Source organism: Streptomyces sp. NPDC104309 (assembly GCF_055584025.1).
Genome location: NZ_JBVJMV010000014.1, coordinates 89,581 through 103,507, shown reverse-complemented (window position 1 = coordinate 103,507; position 13,927 = coordinate 89,581). Strand labels below are relative to the sequence as shown.

Genomic DNA, 13,927 nt, shown 5'->3' with positions numbered 1-13,927 from the left:
CGGTGCCGGCCGACCACGAACGCTTCGCGTAACCCGGACCGACGCCGGCGCACCCCCACCGCCCAACGCCACCCTCCAGCAGACCGCTCCGTGTCCCATGAGACACACCGAAGCCTGGAGAACAACGGGCACTGGACCATGCTGCGGTCCGACCCGGAGACGCAGAATGACCGAAGGACGTGGGGGGGTGCACATGCAGCGAACGTCCGACCCGGGCGCCGGCCCGGTGGATACCGGTGTCAGTCCAGACGGTCGTATGCGCCCGGCTCCCAGTCGGCGACCAACGTCAGCGCCTCCGCTGTCTCGGTACGCTCCGGCGCCGCAGAGGTGGCCGGGCACCAGTTCTCCACCTGATGAGCGTCCACGAGAACGAAGCCCCGGTATCCGTTGCCGGTGGAGACACTGCTGCGCCCCGGGCCAGAGCACTGATCCGGGGGCACCGCGGACGCGATACGCAGTCGTGGCTGGTTGCTCGCCTCGGATCGGGAGGCGTGTCTGTCAGGCTGGTGACAAGCCGCTGGTGTCCAGGTCCACGCCGAACGGCTCCGGCAGACGGAGCACCACGCCGAGTGGGTGAGCAGCTGAGGTCGGCTGGACCATTCACATGCCCGCAGGGGTGCTTGGAGAAGAGGAGCACGGGGGGCTCCGACCTCACGGCTGCGCTTGCTTCGGCAAGGTGAGGATTTCGGCTCCGTCGTCGGTGATAGCGATCGTGTGCTCACTGTGTGCTGTCCGGCAGCCTGTCGCACTTCGGAGCGTCCACCCGTCGGCGTCAGTGACGAGTTCAGCGGTGTCCGCCATGACCCACGGCTCCAGTGCCAGCAGCAGTCCAGGGCGCAGTTTGTATCCACGGCCAGGCCGTCCGGTGTTCGAAACGTGCGGGTCCTGGTGCATCGTTGATCCGATGCCATGACCTCCGAACTCGGTGTTGATCGGGTACCCCGCCTCGCTGAGGACCGTGCCGATGGCATGGGAGATATCGCCGATGCGAGCCCCGGGCCCGGCAGCGGCAATCCCTGCGGCCAGCGCGCGTTCGGTCGCACTGATCATCGCGACGCTCTCCGGGGGCTTTGCGCCGCCCACGATGAAGCTGATGGCAGCGTCTGCAGCGACTCCGCCTTGGGAGACGGCGAGGTCGAGTGTCAGCAGATCGCCGTCGGCAAGCGTGTAGTCGTATGGCCTTCCGTGGAGCACGGCGTCGTTGACGGCCGTGCAGATGTAGTGGCCGAACGGGCCGCGTCCGAAGGATGGCGCGTAGTCGACGTAACAGGACAGCGCTCCCGCCTCGACGATCATGGTCTCGGCCCACCGGTCGATGTCCAGAAGGTTCGTGCCGATCGTGCTACGGCTCTTCAGCGTCTGCAGGATGTCAGCGACCAGGGCGCCTGCGTCTTTTGCTCGGGCCAACAGGGTGGGGTTCAGGATCTCGATCATGCGGCGCCCTTCTCAGCAACCAATAACTATACCGGCATTACTATACCGGTACGGGAATCGACATGGTCGGGTTGCCGCTCACTCCCGCAGAGGTCGAACGCGGACAGCGCCTCGGCGCCCTCCTACGCCGGGCCAGGGCAGAGCGCTCGATGCTCGATATCTGCCCGGCGGCCTGCGCCCCCTGCGCGACAAGGACGCCGCCGCCGACGAATGACCGCCAGTGCGCGGGGACGGCAGCGGGCCCGGTCAGTGAGAGGTGCGGCAGTTCGGGGCGGTACAGCCGCTGGCCGGCGCCAGCGAGCGGTCCTCTGGGCGGTCAGCGTACTGCGGGGCGTGTACGGCGTGCGGTGTGTACGGGCCCCTCCGTTGCGGTGTACCAGAGCAGGGCCGCGCACAGGAAGGCGGCTGCTGCGAGGACCAGCGGTCCTGTGACGGAGTCATCCCGTGCGCCGGCGGCGAGCCCGCCGGCCGCTGACAGTGCCAGGGCGATGGCCGGCAGCGCACGAGGGCCCCGCGTGGCGCCTGATGCGCCCGGCGGGGAGCAGCAGCCGGGCCGCGACTCCCCGAAGGCAAGGTCGTCGAACACATCCCAGGTGTCCTCGCCGCCACGCGCCCTGCCGAAACTGGATGAGCAGATGGTCCGTCTCGAACGGCACATGAAAGACTTCGTCACCTCCCCTGCGACGGCTGAGGGACGGAAAGTCCTGCAGCGTCAAGCGACTTGGCACCTCCTGCGTCGGCTTCACCGACGCGGCCGCGGAAAGGAGATCACGCACTACCAGCTCACTGTCGCCCGCCGGTATCTGCGGGGGCAGCCGTCTATCTCCTGAACCGACTCGAAGGACAGAACCTCACCCTTGCCACCTCCCGCCAGAGCAACCTCGAACGCTGGATGACCAGCGACGACGTCCGCCTCCGCCAGGAGGCAGGCCACTTCGTGCGCTGGGCCCTCGCCCAGAAGATGACCCGCGATCTCAGCTTCCCGGCCGAGCGACTGTTGCTCCTCCATGCCCAGTGGCTCGCAGCGATCTCCCGGCTGACCGTCAACCACATCGAGGAGACGGACGGAGCGGTCCACATCCACCTCGGCGCTGTTCCGGTTGAGCTGCCCACGCCCGTCGCTGACCTGGCCCGACAGCAGGTCGTGGCCCGCCGCAGCCATGCCGTCCTCGCCCCGACGGATGCATCCTGGCTCTTCTCCGGCGGCCAGCCCGGCCGCCCGATCAGCGCCTGGGCCATGGGTGAACGGCTCCGCAAGCTCGGCATCCGGCTCGCGGAGGCCCGCTCGACCGTGCTGTTCCAGCTCGCCACCGAGCTGCCCGCCGCGGTCCTCGCCCGCACCCTCAGCATCCGTATCACCGTCGCGTCAAGTGGCAGCGAGCCGCCGGCGTCGACCGGGCCGCCTACGCGGCTGAGGTCAGCCGCCGCCAGCCATGATGTCCATATCCAAAGGGAAGGGAACAACACAGATGCTGCTACGTGATGTTGAGTACGGCGACGTCGACGCCTACGTCCGGATGCGATGCGACCCGGTCATGATGGCCGAACTGGGCGGCCCGCTGCCTCGCGCAGGCATGGAGGCGAAGGTCCGACGTGATGTCCGACGGGCGGCGGTGGGCACCGACTGGACCAAGATGATCGTGCCCGATGCGGCCGAGCCGGACGTGGTCGCGGGAACCGTGACCTTGTGGCCCCACGACAGGGACGGCGAGCGCATCTCCGAGATCGGCTGGATGGTGCTGCCGGAGTTCCAGGGACGGGGACTCGGAAAGCAGGGCGTCCGCACGCTGCTCGAACTGGCCCGCGACGACGGCCGGTGGGGGCTCATACACGCGTTCCCGGCAACAACCAACGCCCCGTCCAACGGCATCTGCCGCACCCTCGGTTTCCGACTCCTGGGCAAGCAGGACGTGACCTTCGCCGGTCGAGTCCTGCAAACCAACCACTTGGTTATCGACCCTCGCACCGACCTGATCTGATGCCGGGCCGCAGCACGCCGGAGACCCCTGCGGAGCCCCGAAGGCGGGGGCATCAAATCCTGTCGCAGCGGATCTGCGCACCGTCGGCCTGCCAGCGCGAGACGGCCGGGCTCGCCACCGGCGAGTGAGCGGTGATCTTCGTGGACAAGTCGAGCGTGTCGGCGTTGTTCGCCGCGCTCCAGGTGTGGTCGATCTTCCCGACCGCCGAGTGCGAGAACGGATCCGCACCCAGCCACTCCAGCGCCCCGTCCCACTGCTGCGGACCGTTGGTGCACCGGTCGGGCATCATGCAGTCGAACCGCACGTCCAGTGTCACCGACACGAACTTCGCATCAACAGCCACCGGCACGAAGGTGAGTTGCCGGGTGAACGTCGCCGAGTTCCCTGACACCTTCACCTCCTGGCCAAGGGCCCACGAAGAGTTCAGGACTTCACCGGTGGGCTTACCGTCCTTGACGACCCACCGTTTTCATGGCGCTGGGTCCAGGCTCCGTCGCGACGGCGGCTGGTGTGAATCAGCCGCCGCCGAGCCGTGGTGGGCAACCGTGCTCGGCTGCGCCCGTGATTGCTTCAGAGGGGGTGCGTTGGATGGCGATCATGGCGGCGTCGTCGGCCAGGTCTCCGCCGACGTGGGCGAGCAGGTCGCTGCGCAGGTAGTGGACCAGCGCGGAGGGGCTGTGGTGGGCCAGCGCCGAGGGACTGTGGTCGGTCCAGGAGGCGGCGCGTTCGGCCAGCGGGTAGAACACGCCCAGGGGGTCCCGGGCCTCGATCACTCCGTCGGTGTGCAGCAGGAGCAGGTCTTCGGGCTCAAGCGTGAAGGTGTCTTCGTGGTAGGTGGCGGCGGTCAGTTCGCCCAGGCCCAGCGGTGGCGCGGGGTGGGTGGCGTGCAGCGTGGTGACCCGCCGGCCACGCAGCAGCAGGGGCGGCGGGTGTCCGCAGGTGACCATGTGGATGTGTGGCAGCGCGTCGGGGATGTCGAGGATCGCGGCGGTGATGAAGCACTCCCCGGCCTTCTCCGCCTCGGTGGGGTCGACCAGGTTCCAGCACACACTTTGATCCAGGTAGGCCGCGAGGTCGGCCAGGGTGGCCTGTCGGTGCGATGCCTCCCGGAAGGCGCCCAGCAGCAGGGCGGCGTCGCTGATCGCGGTCAGGCCCTTGCCCATCACATCGCCGATGATCAGCCGAGTGCCCGTGCAGGTGCGGGCTGCCGCGTACAGGTCACCACCGATCAGGGCCTGCTCCTGCGCCGCCAGATACATCGACGCCACCCGCAGCGGGCCGATCCTGTGGGGCAGAGGTCGCAGCACCACCCGCTGCGTGGCCTCCGACACCATCCGGACCAGTGCCAGCTCACGGGCATGCCGCTCCCGCAGATAGCGGAATACCGTGACGATCAACGAAACCGCCACCAGGGCGATGAACTGCGAGTCGAAGTCCAACGTGCCGAGCAGGTGGGCGTCCAGGCCGATGACGAGCATGCCCACCACCGCAACGGCGGCGACCGCCCCGGTGGCGAGGGTTGAGGCGAAGGACGCGGTGAGTGCGGGCGCCACGATCAGCAGCGACGGACCCAGTGGCAAGCCGATCGCCACTACGTCCACCAGCACGATGACCACGATCAGGCTGAGCGGAAGCACCAGCAGGGCATAGCTGGCCTGCCGCGAGCGATGGCGGAGCGAAAACCGCTGCCAGACGCGCATATTCCATGCTTACACCCGTCGGGGCAACCACGCAGGTGCAGGAGCACGCACACCCGTCACAGCTTTCCCGCCGCTGCCCGCCAGGTCCTTTGCCTCGGGCTGCTGTGGACCGCGATCAGGAGGGACGCCTCCGTGAGTGCGCAGTCGGGACGGCGGAGGATCCAGCCGGTGATCGTACAGAGTGACAGCGGCCGCGCGGTGACCCGGCGGGACCCGCGGTTCAGCGCGGGTCCTCGTAACGGGTGAGCTGAGCATTGATCGTCTCGTCGAGCTCTGCCATGGTCCGGCGGAAGGCAAGTTCAAGATCCACGTTGTGGCGATGGGCCAGGATCAACACCGACCACAGACAGTCCGCGAGCTCATGCTCCAGAGCTGCTCGACCGCCAGGGACGTCTCGTGCTCCTTCCTCCGCCATGACAAGCTTGGCCAGGTCGCCGACGTCTCCCATGAAGCCCAGCATGAACTCGTCGCGGGTCCAGACCCGTCCGTGTCTACGGCGGTTCAACTGGTCGTAGAGATCATGAATCCGGATCGCCCGGCTGTTCAGCTCGCCAAATTCCACAGGCCGTCCTTCCCGACTCCACGTGCGATGAAGATCCGACTCTCTGGTCAGGGCACCGATCATTACCACTACCACACCCCTGCCTGGACAGTCGGCACAGCCAGAGAGATCGGTCGGCCGACGGCAGACTCCCGGAGCCGCGTCGACTGCTGCTCTCTCGATGCTGGACGAGGCAGTCGGCCGAGGACCGAGGGCTGTGCGGGAACAGATCGGGTTGGAGGCTGCCGGCGGCTTCAAGGGCGTGGAACCGGGAGATTGCTGCCGCGCCGCGAGTGCGCGAACGGTCGGTGGAACGCCGGCGGCGTCCGTGGCAGGAGCGTGACAAGGCCGCTTTCCAGTCGAAGAGTTCTCCTGGGCGCGCATGCCGACCGAGCTGCGTGCAGCCGGCCCGCCGGCGATGGACGACGCCGCGATCGACGCCTCGCATGTCGGGCCAAGGCGCGGACGGGGACACGGACTCGGACGGGCCGACCGTGGTCCGGGCGGTTGCCGAACGGTCCGTGGATCCCGCGAGCAGTCCACCGGTGCCGAGCAGCAGTGAACGTCGGCCGGGTGGTTGCCGGATGCGATGCCCCGTTCCCGTTCGGAGTCCTCATCCACAGGGATTCGGACCCGTAGAGATTTCGATGGTCAGGCATGAATAGCTTCATCATCTTCCATTCACCCGGGCGCGACTGCCAGCATCGGCGCACCGCCACCCCGTGAGGGAGAAACCTGATGAATCGTCCCCGTTCTCTGCGCTGTCTGGCAGCCCTGGCCGTGGTGGCTCTCGCGGCCACCGCGTGTGGACGCTCCGGCCAGGGCGACGCCCCGTCCGGCAGTTCCTCGCAGGCCGGCGCCGGCCGGACCGCAGCCGAGCTGCTCCCCGCGCAGTACCGGCAGAAGGGGGTGCTGCGGGTGGCCACCGCGGTGGGGTATCCGCCGATGGAGATGTACGAGCCCGGGACCACCCGGCTCACAGGTGTCGACCCCGACCTGGCCAAGGCCATCTCCGAGCGGCTGAAGCTGAAGCTCGAACTCGCCAACGCCGCATTCGACGGGCTGATCCCCGGTCTGGAGTCCGGACGTTTCGATCTGGTCATGTCGTCCATGACAGACAGCGCCCAGCGGCGCCAGGCGGTCGACTTCGTCGACTACTTCCGTACCGGCGGCGTCATCATGACGAAGAAGGGCAACCCGCAGGGCATCAAGTCCCTCACGGACCTGTGCGGAAAGACCGTCGTCCTCGCCAAGGGCAGCTCGAACCTCCACATCGGCGAGGAACAAAACGCCAAGTGCAAGCAGAAGATGCAGATCTCGCAGAGCGAGGACGCGCCGACCGGGCTGCTGCAACTGGACAGCGGACGCGCGGTCGCGACCATTGTCGACTATCCCGTCGCCAGGATGTTCACAAAGAAGAGCAGCGCGTACGAGGTTCTGCCGACGCAGTACGGCACCGCCCCCTGGGGCATCGCGGCCGCGAAGAGCCAGGGCGGACTGCGCGACGCCGTCCGAAAGGCCCTGCAGGAACTGATCGACAACGGCGGCTACCGGAAGATCCTCGACACCTGGGAAGTCGGCGACAGCGCCGTGCCCGAGGCCACCGTCAACGACGGGCAGTGAGTGCGGACATGACCGACCGGAAGAAGCCAGGCGCCACCCTCGGTGCCGCAGCGGCAGCCACCACCGCCGTTACGCCACCGGAGGACGACCTCTCCCTCCAGGTGACCCGGCGCCCCCGTCCCGGACGCTGGCTGGCGGTCCTCGCCTCCGCACTGTTCGCGGTGTGGCTCGCCTACACCGTCATCGTCAATCCCAACCTGCACTGGGACATCGTCGCCAAGTACCAGCTCGACGGCGTGATCCTCAAGGGCCTCGGGGTGACCATTCAGCTCACGCTCGTCTCGATGGCCCTCGGCATCGTCATCGGGGTACTCGTCGCGGTGATGCAGCTTTCCGACAGTCCGGTCCTGCGTCTCACCGCCGGTGCCTACACCTGGTTCTTCCGCGGCACCCCGCTGCTGGTCCAGCTCATCTTCTGGTTCAATCTGGCCCTGTTGTTCCCGGTGATCAGCATCGGTGTTCCGTTCGACGGCCCGAAACTCATCAGCTGGCAGTCCAACCAGGTCATCACCGGCTTCGTGGCGGCCCTGCTCGGCCTCTCCATCAACGAGGGCGCCTACATGGCCGAGATCGTTCGAGCAGGCATGCAGAGCGTGGACCCCGGCCAGCGCGAGGCGGGTGCGTCCATCGGTATGTCGAACCGTCAGATTCTGTCCCGGATCATCCTTCCGCAGGCGATGAGGGTCATCATTCCGCCGTTCGGAAACCAGTTCATCTCCATGCTCAAGACGACCTCGCTGGTCTCTGTCATCGCGGGGGCCGACCTGATGACCGTCTCCCAGCACCTCTACCTCGCCAATTTCGAGGTGGTGGCGCTGCTGCTGGTGGCTTCCCTCTGGTACCTGGTGCTCACCACGATCGCCAGCATCGGCCAGCATGCCGTCGAACGCCGCTACAGCCCGGGCGCCGCCCGGCCGCTTCGGCGCAGGGTCCTGACGAATCTTGTACCCGGGCGTGACAGGAAGGAGGCGGCGGCATGAACGAGGTGATCCTCAAAGCCCGTGGGGTCCGTAAGCATTTCGGTGACACCGAGGTGCTGAAAGGCATCGATCTCGATGTCCGCAGCGGTGAGGTGCTGTGCGTCATAGGCCCTTCCGGGTCCGGGAAGTCGACGCTGCTGCGCTGCTTCAATCACCTTGAGCGGATCGACGCTGGGCGGGTATGGATGGACGGTGAGCTGATCGGCTACGAGCAGCACGGCCCGTCCGGGCGCGTCCTGCGCGAGCGGCGCCCCCGTGACATCCGACGCCAACGCGAGCGGATCGGCATGGTGTTCCAGCGGTTCCACCTGTTCCCGCACCGCACGGCGGTGCAGAACGTGATGGAGGGGCCCGTCGCCGTCAAGGGTCTCTCCCGTGCGCAGGCCGAGAAGCAGGCCCGGGAGCTGCTGGATCATGTCGGTCTTGCGGACCGGGCGGACCACTACCCGGGGCAACTGTCCGGTGGGCAGCAGCAGCGTGTGGCAATCGCCCGCGCATTGGCCATGGAGCCGGCACTCATGCTCTTCGACGAACCCACCTCAGCTCTCGATCCCGAGCTCGTCGGCGAGGTCCTGGGCGTCATGCGCGACCTGGCCCGCAGCGGTATGACGATGGTCGTGGTCACCCACGAGATGGGCTTCGCCCGCGAGGTCGCCGACCGTGTCCTGTTCATGGATCAGGGTGCCGTCGTCGAAGCCGGGAGCCCGAAACTTCTGTTCACCGACCCGCGGCACGAACGCACGCGGGCCTTCCTCTCGACGGTGCTGTGATGGGTCGGCCTGTGGATCTGCTGCTGCGCGGCGGCACACTGGTCGACGGAACCGGCGCGCCCGCCAGGGAGGCGGACATCGCGATGGTGGGCGGACGGGTCGCCGTGCTTCCCGCGGGCACTCCGGCCGCGGCGACGGAGACGCTTGATGTGACCGGCCAGGTCATCACGCCCGGCTTCATCGATGTGCACACACACTCCGACGCCCTCGCGGCATCCCACGGCACCGAGCGCACCGCGGAACCGGTCGACGACCTTCGCCTCGCACCACTGCTCCAGGGCGTCACCACGGAGATCTGCGGCAACTGCGGGACGAGCCTGTTCCCTTCGCTACAGGAACGGCTGCCCTCACTCACCGAGCATCTCAGGGTGACGTTCGGGCTCGGACCTGTCCGGCCCGCAGTGGACTTCGACTCATTCGCCGCCGGACAGGATCCTGCTCTGCGCCACACCCACATCGCCTCGCTCGTCGGCCATGGCACGCTGCGCGCCGGGGTGATGGGCTTCGAGGCCCGCCCGCCCCGGCCCGACGAGCTGGACACCATGTGCGCGCTGCTCGACCGGGCGCTCGGCCAGGGTGCGGCCGGCCTGTCCACCGGGCTGATCTACCCGCCCGGCACCTACGCCGACACCGAGGAGATCGTCGCGCTGGCCACAGTGGCCGCGCGTCACGGGAAGCCGTACGTCACCCATCTGCGCGACGAGATGTCACAGGTGGAGACCGCCCTGGAGGAAGCCCTGGAGATCGCGGTGCGCTCCGGCGCCCCGCTGCAGATCTCCCACCACAAGACCGCGGGCCGGCATGCCTGGGGCGCCACGCTTCGCACCCTGCCCCGGCTGGAACAGGCCCGAGCCGAAGGGGTGGACGTGCTGTGCGACGTCTACCCGTACACCGCGGGCAGCACCGTCCTGCACGCCATGCTGCCACCATGGACGAGCGAGGGCGGCGTCGGCGCCCTGCTGGAACGGCTGCGCCGGGCCGATACGCGCGACCGGATCCGTACGGACATCGCTCAGGGCGTCAAGGGGTGGGAGAACACCGTGGGCAACGGTGGCTGGGACCTCATCACCGTGGCCGCCGCGCAGGCTCACCCGGAGGCCGAGGGCCGCAGCATCGCCGACCTCGCCGCCGCTCGCGGCGTCCACCCGGTCGACTACGTGTGCGACCTGCTGCTGGCCGAGCAGGGCGAGGTGACCATCATCAGCCACTCCATGCGCGAGGACGACGTGCGACGGGTGCTTGCCAGCCCGCTGTCGATGATCGGCTCGGACGGCGTCCCCAAACCCGGTCGCCCGCACCCTCGTTGGGCGGGAAGCTTCGCCCGCGTACTCGGCCATTACGGCCGCGATCAGCAGCTGATCCGGCTGGAGGAGGCGGTGCACAAGATGACCGGTCTGCCGGCCCGGCGGTTCGGGCTCACCGGCCGCGGTGTGGTCCGCGACGGCGCCCTCGCCGATCTGGTCGTCCTCGACCCGGCGTCGGTACGTGACACCGCCACCTTCGACCGACCGCTGCTGGCCCCCGAAGGCATCGATACCGTCGTGGTGGCGGGACGGGTCGCGGTGAGGGGCGGTTGCCCGACCGCGGCGCGGGCGGGGGAAGTGGTGAGGATCCGATGAGTCTGGCCCAGGTGGCCGCGGCGGCGCGGCGTTCGGCCGCGCTGCCGCTCACCCTGGCCGTCGCCGCCGTCGACATCGACGGCGGCGAGACGGCGGGGGCCGACGAGTGCACGGTGCTGCCGGTCGCGTCCGCTTCGAAGCTGCTGCTGCTCGCCGAGGTCTCGCGCCGGCTGGACACCGGGGAGCTGCTCGCCGACCGGCCGGTCGAGGTCCTCGACGAGGACCTGGCGGACGGAACCGGGCTGCTGCGCCGGATGAGCAGGCGCGGCTGGACCGTCGAGGATCTGGCCTGGCTGACCGCTTCGGTCAGTGACAACACCGCCACCAACGCGCTGCTCCGCCTGGTGGGGCGCGAGTCCACGGCCCGGCTGGCGGAGGAACTCGGGCTCGACCACCTCACACTCCATGACAAGGTCCGTGACATCCGGGGCCCTGACGTGCCGCCCGTCTTCGCCACCGGCACCGCACGGGGCCTGGCACGGCTGGTGACACATGCGGTGCGCGGCACGCTGAGCTCCCCGGCAGCCTCCGCGCGACTCCTGCAGTGGATGCGCGCCAACACCGACCACGGCCTGGTCCCCGCCCTGGTGGACCACGACCCGTACGCCCCCGGCTTCCCGAATCCCCTGCCCGACGGGCTGCTGGTGGCCAACAAGACCGGCACCGACGCCGGGGTCCGCGCCGATGCCGGTGTCATCGTCGGTGTGCGCCGACTGGCGTACGCGGTGGTGGCGCACTGGGACCCGGTGCTGGGGCCCAGCACGGAGCGGGCCGCGGTGCACGCCATCCGGGACGTCGGGCGCACCCTCGCGGCGTGTGCCCGACGCCGCGCCGGCGAATGAGAGCGGTGCGCCCCGCCGGTCAGGACCACTGCATATCCAGCAGCGACCGGATCTCCTCGGCCGCCGACCGCAGCTCCGCGAGGAAGATCCGCAGCAGCGGGTTGCGGTTGGTGGGCCGGGTGGCGACCCCGATCCGCCGGTGCAGTCGGGGATGGTCCAGGCGGCAGACGTGCACACCCGTGGTGTCGCCGAGCCCGAGGGCCGGGACGAGCGCTATACCCATGCCCGCGCGGGCCAGGTTGATCGTGACCTGGTAGTGATCGCTGCGGCAACGGACCCGCGGCCGGAACCCCTCGGCCGCACATGCGCGTTCCAGGACCGGTTCGCCGGTGTGGCCACCGTGCGTACCGATCCAGCTCTCCCCCTCCAGAGCGGCGAGCCGGACCGCGGTGCGCCGCCCGAGGCGGTGCCGCAGAGGGAGGACCACCAGCTGCGGCTCGTCGAAGAACATCTCCACGTCCACGGCCGCATGCCGGCACCAGGGGTCCAGCGGATGTTCGAAGACGACCGCCGCATCCAGCCGGCCCGCCTCCAGATCGGGCACCAGCTCGTGCGGTTGCCCCAGGATCAGCTCCAGCTCGACCTGGGGCCGCTCGGCCGCGAAGACCGACAGCGCCCGAGGAAGCAGCTCCAGGCCCGATGAAGCGAAGAAGCCCAGCCGCAGTACCCCGGCGTCGCCTTGGGAGTGCGCCCGCAGATCGTCTTGTGCGACGGCCATCAGGTCTGCGACGGCCTGTGCGTGCTCGGCCAGTCGCACACCGGCCGCCGTCAGCCGCAGGCTCTGCGGCTGACGTTCCACCAACGCCACCGCGAGCTCCTGTTCCAGCCGGGCGAGTTGATGAGAGACCGCGGACGGGCTCAGATGCAGCGCCTGGGCCGCGGCCACGATGGTGCCCGTGCGGGCGATTTCCAGCAGGACGAGCAGTCGAGCACTGTTCAGCATCGGGTCAGGTTAGGCCGTGCCGACACACCGCGCCGCCCCGGCACCCGACGCTACCGTCGGCGGCGGCGCGACGGGCCGGGCGGGCTCGTCCACGTCCAGGCGCAGCAGGTCCTCCTCGGTCTCCCGGCGCACCACGGTGCGCGCACGGCCGTCGGACACGAAGACAACAGCAGGACGCGGCACCTTGTTGTAGTTGGACGCCATGGCATATCCGTATGCACCCGTGACAGGCGTGGCCAGGAGATCACCCACCGCGACCTCGGCCGGCAGGGCGGCGTCGTCGACGATCACATCGCCGCTCTCGCAGTGTTTGCCGACCAGCCGTGCCCGCAGCGGTCGCGGCGCGCGGGGGTGGCGCGGCAGGAACGCCTCGTAGCGGCTGCCGTACAGGGCGGGGCGCAGATTGTCGCTCATGCCGCCGTCGACGCTGACGTATGTCCGCACGCCCTCGATGCGCTTGATCGTGCCCACCCGGTACAGGGTCAGCCCTGCGCGGGCGGCGATGGACCGGCCGGGCTCCACTGTCACGTCGCCGCCCCAGCCCACATCGCGCACCGCGGTGCGCACCCGGGCCGCCCAGTCGGCGAACGAGGGTGCGGTCTGCCCCGCCTCGTACGCGACACCGAGGCCGCCGCCGACGGTGAGCCGGTGCACCTGTGCCTCCGCGGCGAACCGTGCGACGGCCGCGGCTCCTGCCGCGAGCTCCGCCGCGTCCAGCACCTGGGAGCCCACATGCGCGTGGACGCCCTCCAGGATCATCGCCAGGGAACCGGCGGCCCGGCGCACTGCGGCGGCGGCGGTTCCTCCGACGAGGCCGAAGCCGAACTTCGAGTCGTTGCCACCGGTGCGGATCGCCTCGTGTGCGCCTGCGGCGACACCGGGCGCCACCCGCAACTGCACCCGGACGGGTGGTAGTTGTTCCTCGGCATGCAGGCGCTCGATGCGGTCCATCTCGTCGAAACTGTCGACCACCACGTGCCGCACCCCGGCTGACATCGCCGTGCGCAGCTCCGCCTCGTCCTTGTTGTTGCCGTGCAGCACGATCCGTCCGGCCGGCACATCCGCGTGCAGCGCCACCCGCAGCTCGCCGCCGGAGGCCACATCGAGCAACAGCCCTTCCTCATGGGCCAGTCGGGCCATGGCCGTGCACAAGAATGCCTTGGAGGCGTACGCGACGTTGTCCCGGCCGAAGGCCGCGACCGCTTCCCGGCAGCGTAGGCGCAGGTGATCCTCGTCGTACACGAAGAGCGGCGTCCCCGAACGCTGCGCCAGTTCGGTGAGCAGGACCCCTCCGACGGCAAGCCCTTCCGGGCGGATCTCGGAAGTGAAGGGCAGCAGACCCGTTTCGATGGCTGACAACATGGTTCCTCCCCGCAGGCCGGTTCTCCGCCATCCTGCGGCCTGCGGGAGGGGTCACAAAAGCGCATTCTTCTGTGGCTGAGCCTCATGAATTTCGATGCTCAGGCCGCGTCGAGGGGCGCGGGAAGGGCCTCGTA

14 protein-coding genes and 1 pseudogene are annotated in these 13,927 nt (G+C 69.1%); 8 read left to right on the top strand and 7 right to left on the bottom strand.

Features of this window, described 5'->3' with window-relative positions:
• Window positions 1-239 precede the first annotated feature (239 nt).
• Window positions 240-440 carry a DUF6225 family protein gene (locus ACZ68L_RS21765; protein WP_469579314.1) on the bottom strand — a complete coding sequence of 67 codons (201 nt, stop codon included), beginning with the start codon at window positions 438-440 and terminating at the stop codon, window positions 240-242.
• A 211-nt stretch (window positions 441-651) separates the two neighbouring features.
• Window positions 652-1,434, bottom strand: coding sequence for a type I methionyl aminopeptidase (gene map, locus ACZ68L_RS21760; protein WP_469579312.1), 783 nt, complete (start codon window positions 1,432-1,434; stop codon window positions 652-654).
• A gap of 62 nt (window positions 1,435-1,496) precedes the next feature.
• On the opposite strand from map, the pseudogene ACZ68L_RS21755 reads away from it, so the two are divergent.
• From ACZ68L_RS21755 to ACZ68L_RS21745, 3 genes and pseudogenes are all read left to right on the top strand, one after another.
• Window positions 1,497-1,592, top strand: a pseudogene (locus tag ACZ68L_RS21755) (transcriptional regulator); the annotation flags it as partial.
• A gap of 734 nt (window positions 1,593-2,326) precedes the next feature.
• Entirely contained in the window at window positions 2,327-2,917 is a 591-nt protein-coding gene (locus ACZ68L_RS21750) for a hypothetical protein (RefSeq protein WP_469579311.1), read from the top strand.
• Window positions 2,904-3,413 carry a GNAT family N-acetyltransferase gene (locus ACZ68L_RS21745; protein WP_469579309.1) on the top strand — a complete coding sequence of 170 codons (510 nt, stop codon included), beginning with the start codon at window positions 2,904-2,906 and terminating at the stop codon, window positions 3,411-3,413. Before ACZ68L_RS21750 ends, ACZ68L_RS21745 begins: the two co-directional genes overlap by 14 nt.
• Window positions 3,414-3,465: 52 nt before the next feature.
• Here ACZ68L_RS21745 and ACZ68L_RS21740 read toward each other — a convergent pair whose 3' ends face one another.
• The 3 genes from ACZ68L_RS21740 to ACZ68L_RS21730 all read right to left on the bottom strand — a co-directional run bounded on the left by ACZ68L_RS21740 (window position 3,466) and on the right by ACZ68L_RS21730 (window position 5,675).
• Window positions 3,466-3,804 (bottom strand): hypothetical protein, encoded by a 339-nt coding sequence (locus ACZ68L_RS21740; protein WP_469579308.1) that lies wholly within the window; start codon window positions 3,802-3,804, stop codon window positions 3,466-3,468.
• A 124-nt stretch (window positions 3,805-3,928) separates the two neighbouring features.
• The gene (locus ACZ68L_RS21735) at window positions 3,929-5,113 is read right to left on the bottom strand and encodes a PP2C family protein-serine/threonine phosphatase (protein WP_469579306.1); all 1,185 of its coding nucleotides are present in this window, start codon (window positions 5,111-5,113) and stop codon (window positions 3,929-3,931) included.
• A gap of 220 nt (window positions 5,114-5,333) precedes the next feature.
• Window positions 5,334-5,675: a nucleotide pyrophosphohydrolase gene (locus ACZ68L_RS21730; RefSeq protein WP_469579304.1), complete on the bottom strand. Its 342-nt coding sequence runs from the start codon at window positions 5,673-5,675 to the stop codon at window positions 5,334-5,336.
• Between the two features lie 717 nt (window positions 5,676-6,392).
• On the opposite strand from ACZ68L_RS21730, the gene ACZ68L_RS21725 reads away from it, so the two are divergent.
• From ACZ68L_RS21725 to ACZ68L_RS21705, 5 genes are read left to right on the top strand one after another with little or no spacing between them, the layout of a single operon-like run.
• Window positions 6,393-7,277, top strand: a complete 885-nt coding sequence (locus ACZ68L_RS21725) for an ABC transporter substrate-binding protein (protein WP_469579302.1) — start codon at window positions 6,393-6,395, stop codon at window positions 7,275-7,277.
• 8 nt (window positions 7,278-7,285) lie between these two features.
• Window positions 7,286-8,257 carry an amino acid ABC transporter permease gene (locus tag ACZ68L_RS21720; protein ID WP_469579301.1) on the top strand — a complete coding sequence of 324 codons (972 nt, stop codon included), beginning with the start codon at window positions 7,286-7,288 and terminating at the stop codon, window positions 8,255-8,257.
• Window positions 8,254-9,027 (top strand): amino acid ABC transporter ATP-binding protein, encoded by a 774-nt coding sequence (locus ACZ68L_RS21715; protein WP_469579299.1) that lies wholly within the window; start codon window positions 8,254-8,256, stop codon window positions 9,025-9,027. The genes ACZ68L_RS21720 and ACZ68L_RS21715 overlap by 4 nt, the downstream gene beginning before the upstream one ends.
• Window positions 9,027-10,646 carry an N-acyl-D-amino-acid deacylase family protein gene (locus ACZ68L_RS21710; protein ID WP_469579297.1) on the top strand — a complete coding sequence of 540 codons (1,620 nt, stop codon included), beginning with the start codon at window positions 9,027-9,029 and terminating at the stop codon, window positions 10,644-10,646. The genes ACZ68L_RS21715 and ACZ68L_RS21710 overlap by 1 nt, the downstream gene beginning before the upstream one ends.
• On the top strand, window positions 10,643-11,488 hold the full coding sequence (locus tag ACZ68L_RS21705) for a serine hydrolase (RefSeq protein WP_469579295.1): 846 nt from the start codon (window positions 10,643-10,645) through the stop codon (window positions 11,486-11,488). The genes ACZ68L_RS21710 and ACZ68L_RS21705 overlap by 4 nt, the downstream gene beginning before the upstream one ends.
• A 19-nt stretch (window positions 11,489-11,507) precedes the next feature.
• Here ACZ68L_RS21705 and ACZ68L_RS21700 read toward each other — a convergent pair whose 3' ends face one another.
• Together ACZ68L_RS21700 and lysA are read right to left on the bottom strand one after the other, a co-directional pair.
• The gene (locus ACZ68L_RS21700; protein ID WP_469579294.1) at window positions 11,508-12,431 is read right to left on the bottom strand and encodes a LysR family transcriptional regulator; all 924 of its coding nucleotides are present in this window, start codon (window positions 12,429-12,431) and stop codon (window positions 11,508-11,510) included.
• Window positions 12,432-12,440: 9 nt separating this feature from the next.
• Window positions 12,441-13,793 carry a diaminopimelate decarboxylase gene (gene lysA, locus ACZ68L_RS21695; protein WP_469579292.1) on the bottom strand — a complete coding sequence of 451 codons (1,353 nt, stop codon included), beginning with the start codon at window positions 13,791-13,793 and terminating at the stop codon, window positions 12,441-12,443.
• Window positions 13,794-13,927: the final 134 nt, after the last annotated feature.

Coding starts and splice junctions, on each gene's coding strand:
- map (WP_469579312.1), bottom strand. CDS start 1,434: ATGATCGAGATCCTGAACCCCACCCTGTTGGCCCGAGCAAAAGACGCA.
- ACZ68L_RS21750 (WP_469579311.1), top strand. CDS start 2,327: ATGACCAGCGACGACGTCCGCCTCCGCCAGGAGGCAGGCCACTTCGTG.
- ACZ68L_RS21745 (WP_469579309.1), top strand. CDS start 2,904: ATGCTGCTACGTGATGTTGAGTACGGCGACGTCGACGCCTACGTCCGG.
- ACZ68L_RS21735 (WP_469579306.1), bottom strand. CDS start 5,113: ATGCGCGTCTGGCAGCGGTTTTCGCTCCGCCATCGCTCGCGGCAGGCC.
- ACZ68L_RS21725 (WP_469579302.1), top strand. CDS start 6,393: ATGAATCGTCCCCGTTCTCTGCGCTGTCTGGCAGCCCTGGCCGTGGTG.
- ACZ68L_RS21720 (WP_469579301.1), top strand. CDS start 7,286: ATGACCGACCGGAAGAAGCCAGGCGCCACCCTCGGTGCCGCAGCGGCA.
- ACZ68L_RS21715 (WP_469579299.1), top strand. CDS start 8,254: ATGAACGAGGTGATCCTCAAAGCCCGTGGGGTCCGTAAGCATTTCGGT.
- ACZ68L_RS21710 (WP_469579297.1), top strand. CDS start 9,027: ATGGGTCGGCCTGTGGATCTGCTGCTGCGCGGCGGCACACTGGTCGAC.
- ACZ68L_RS21705 (WP_469579295.1), top strand. CDS start 10,643: ATGAGTCTGGCCCAGGTGGCCGCGGCGGCGCGGCGTTCGGCCGCGCTG.
- ACZ68L_RS21700 (WP_469579294.1), bottom strand. CDS start 12,431: ATGCTGAACAGTGCTCGACTGCTCGTCCTGCTGGAAATCGCCCGCACG.
- lysA (WP_469579292.1), bottom strand. CDS start 13,793: ATGTTGTCAGCCATCGAAACGGGTCTGCTGCCCTTCACTTCCGAGATC.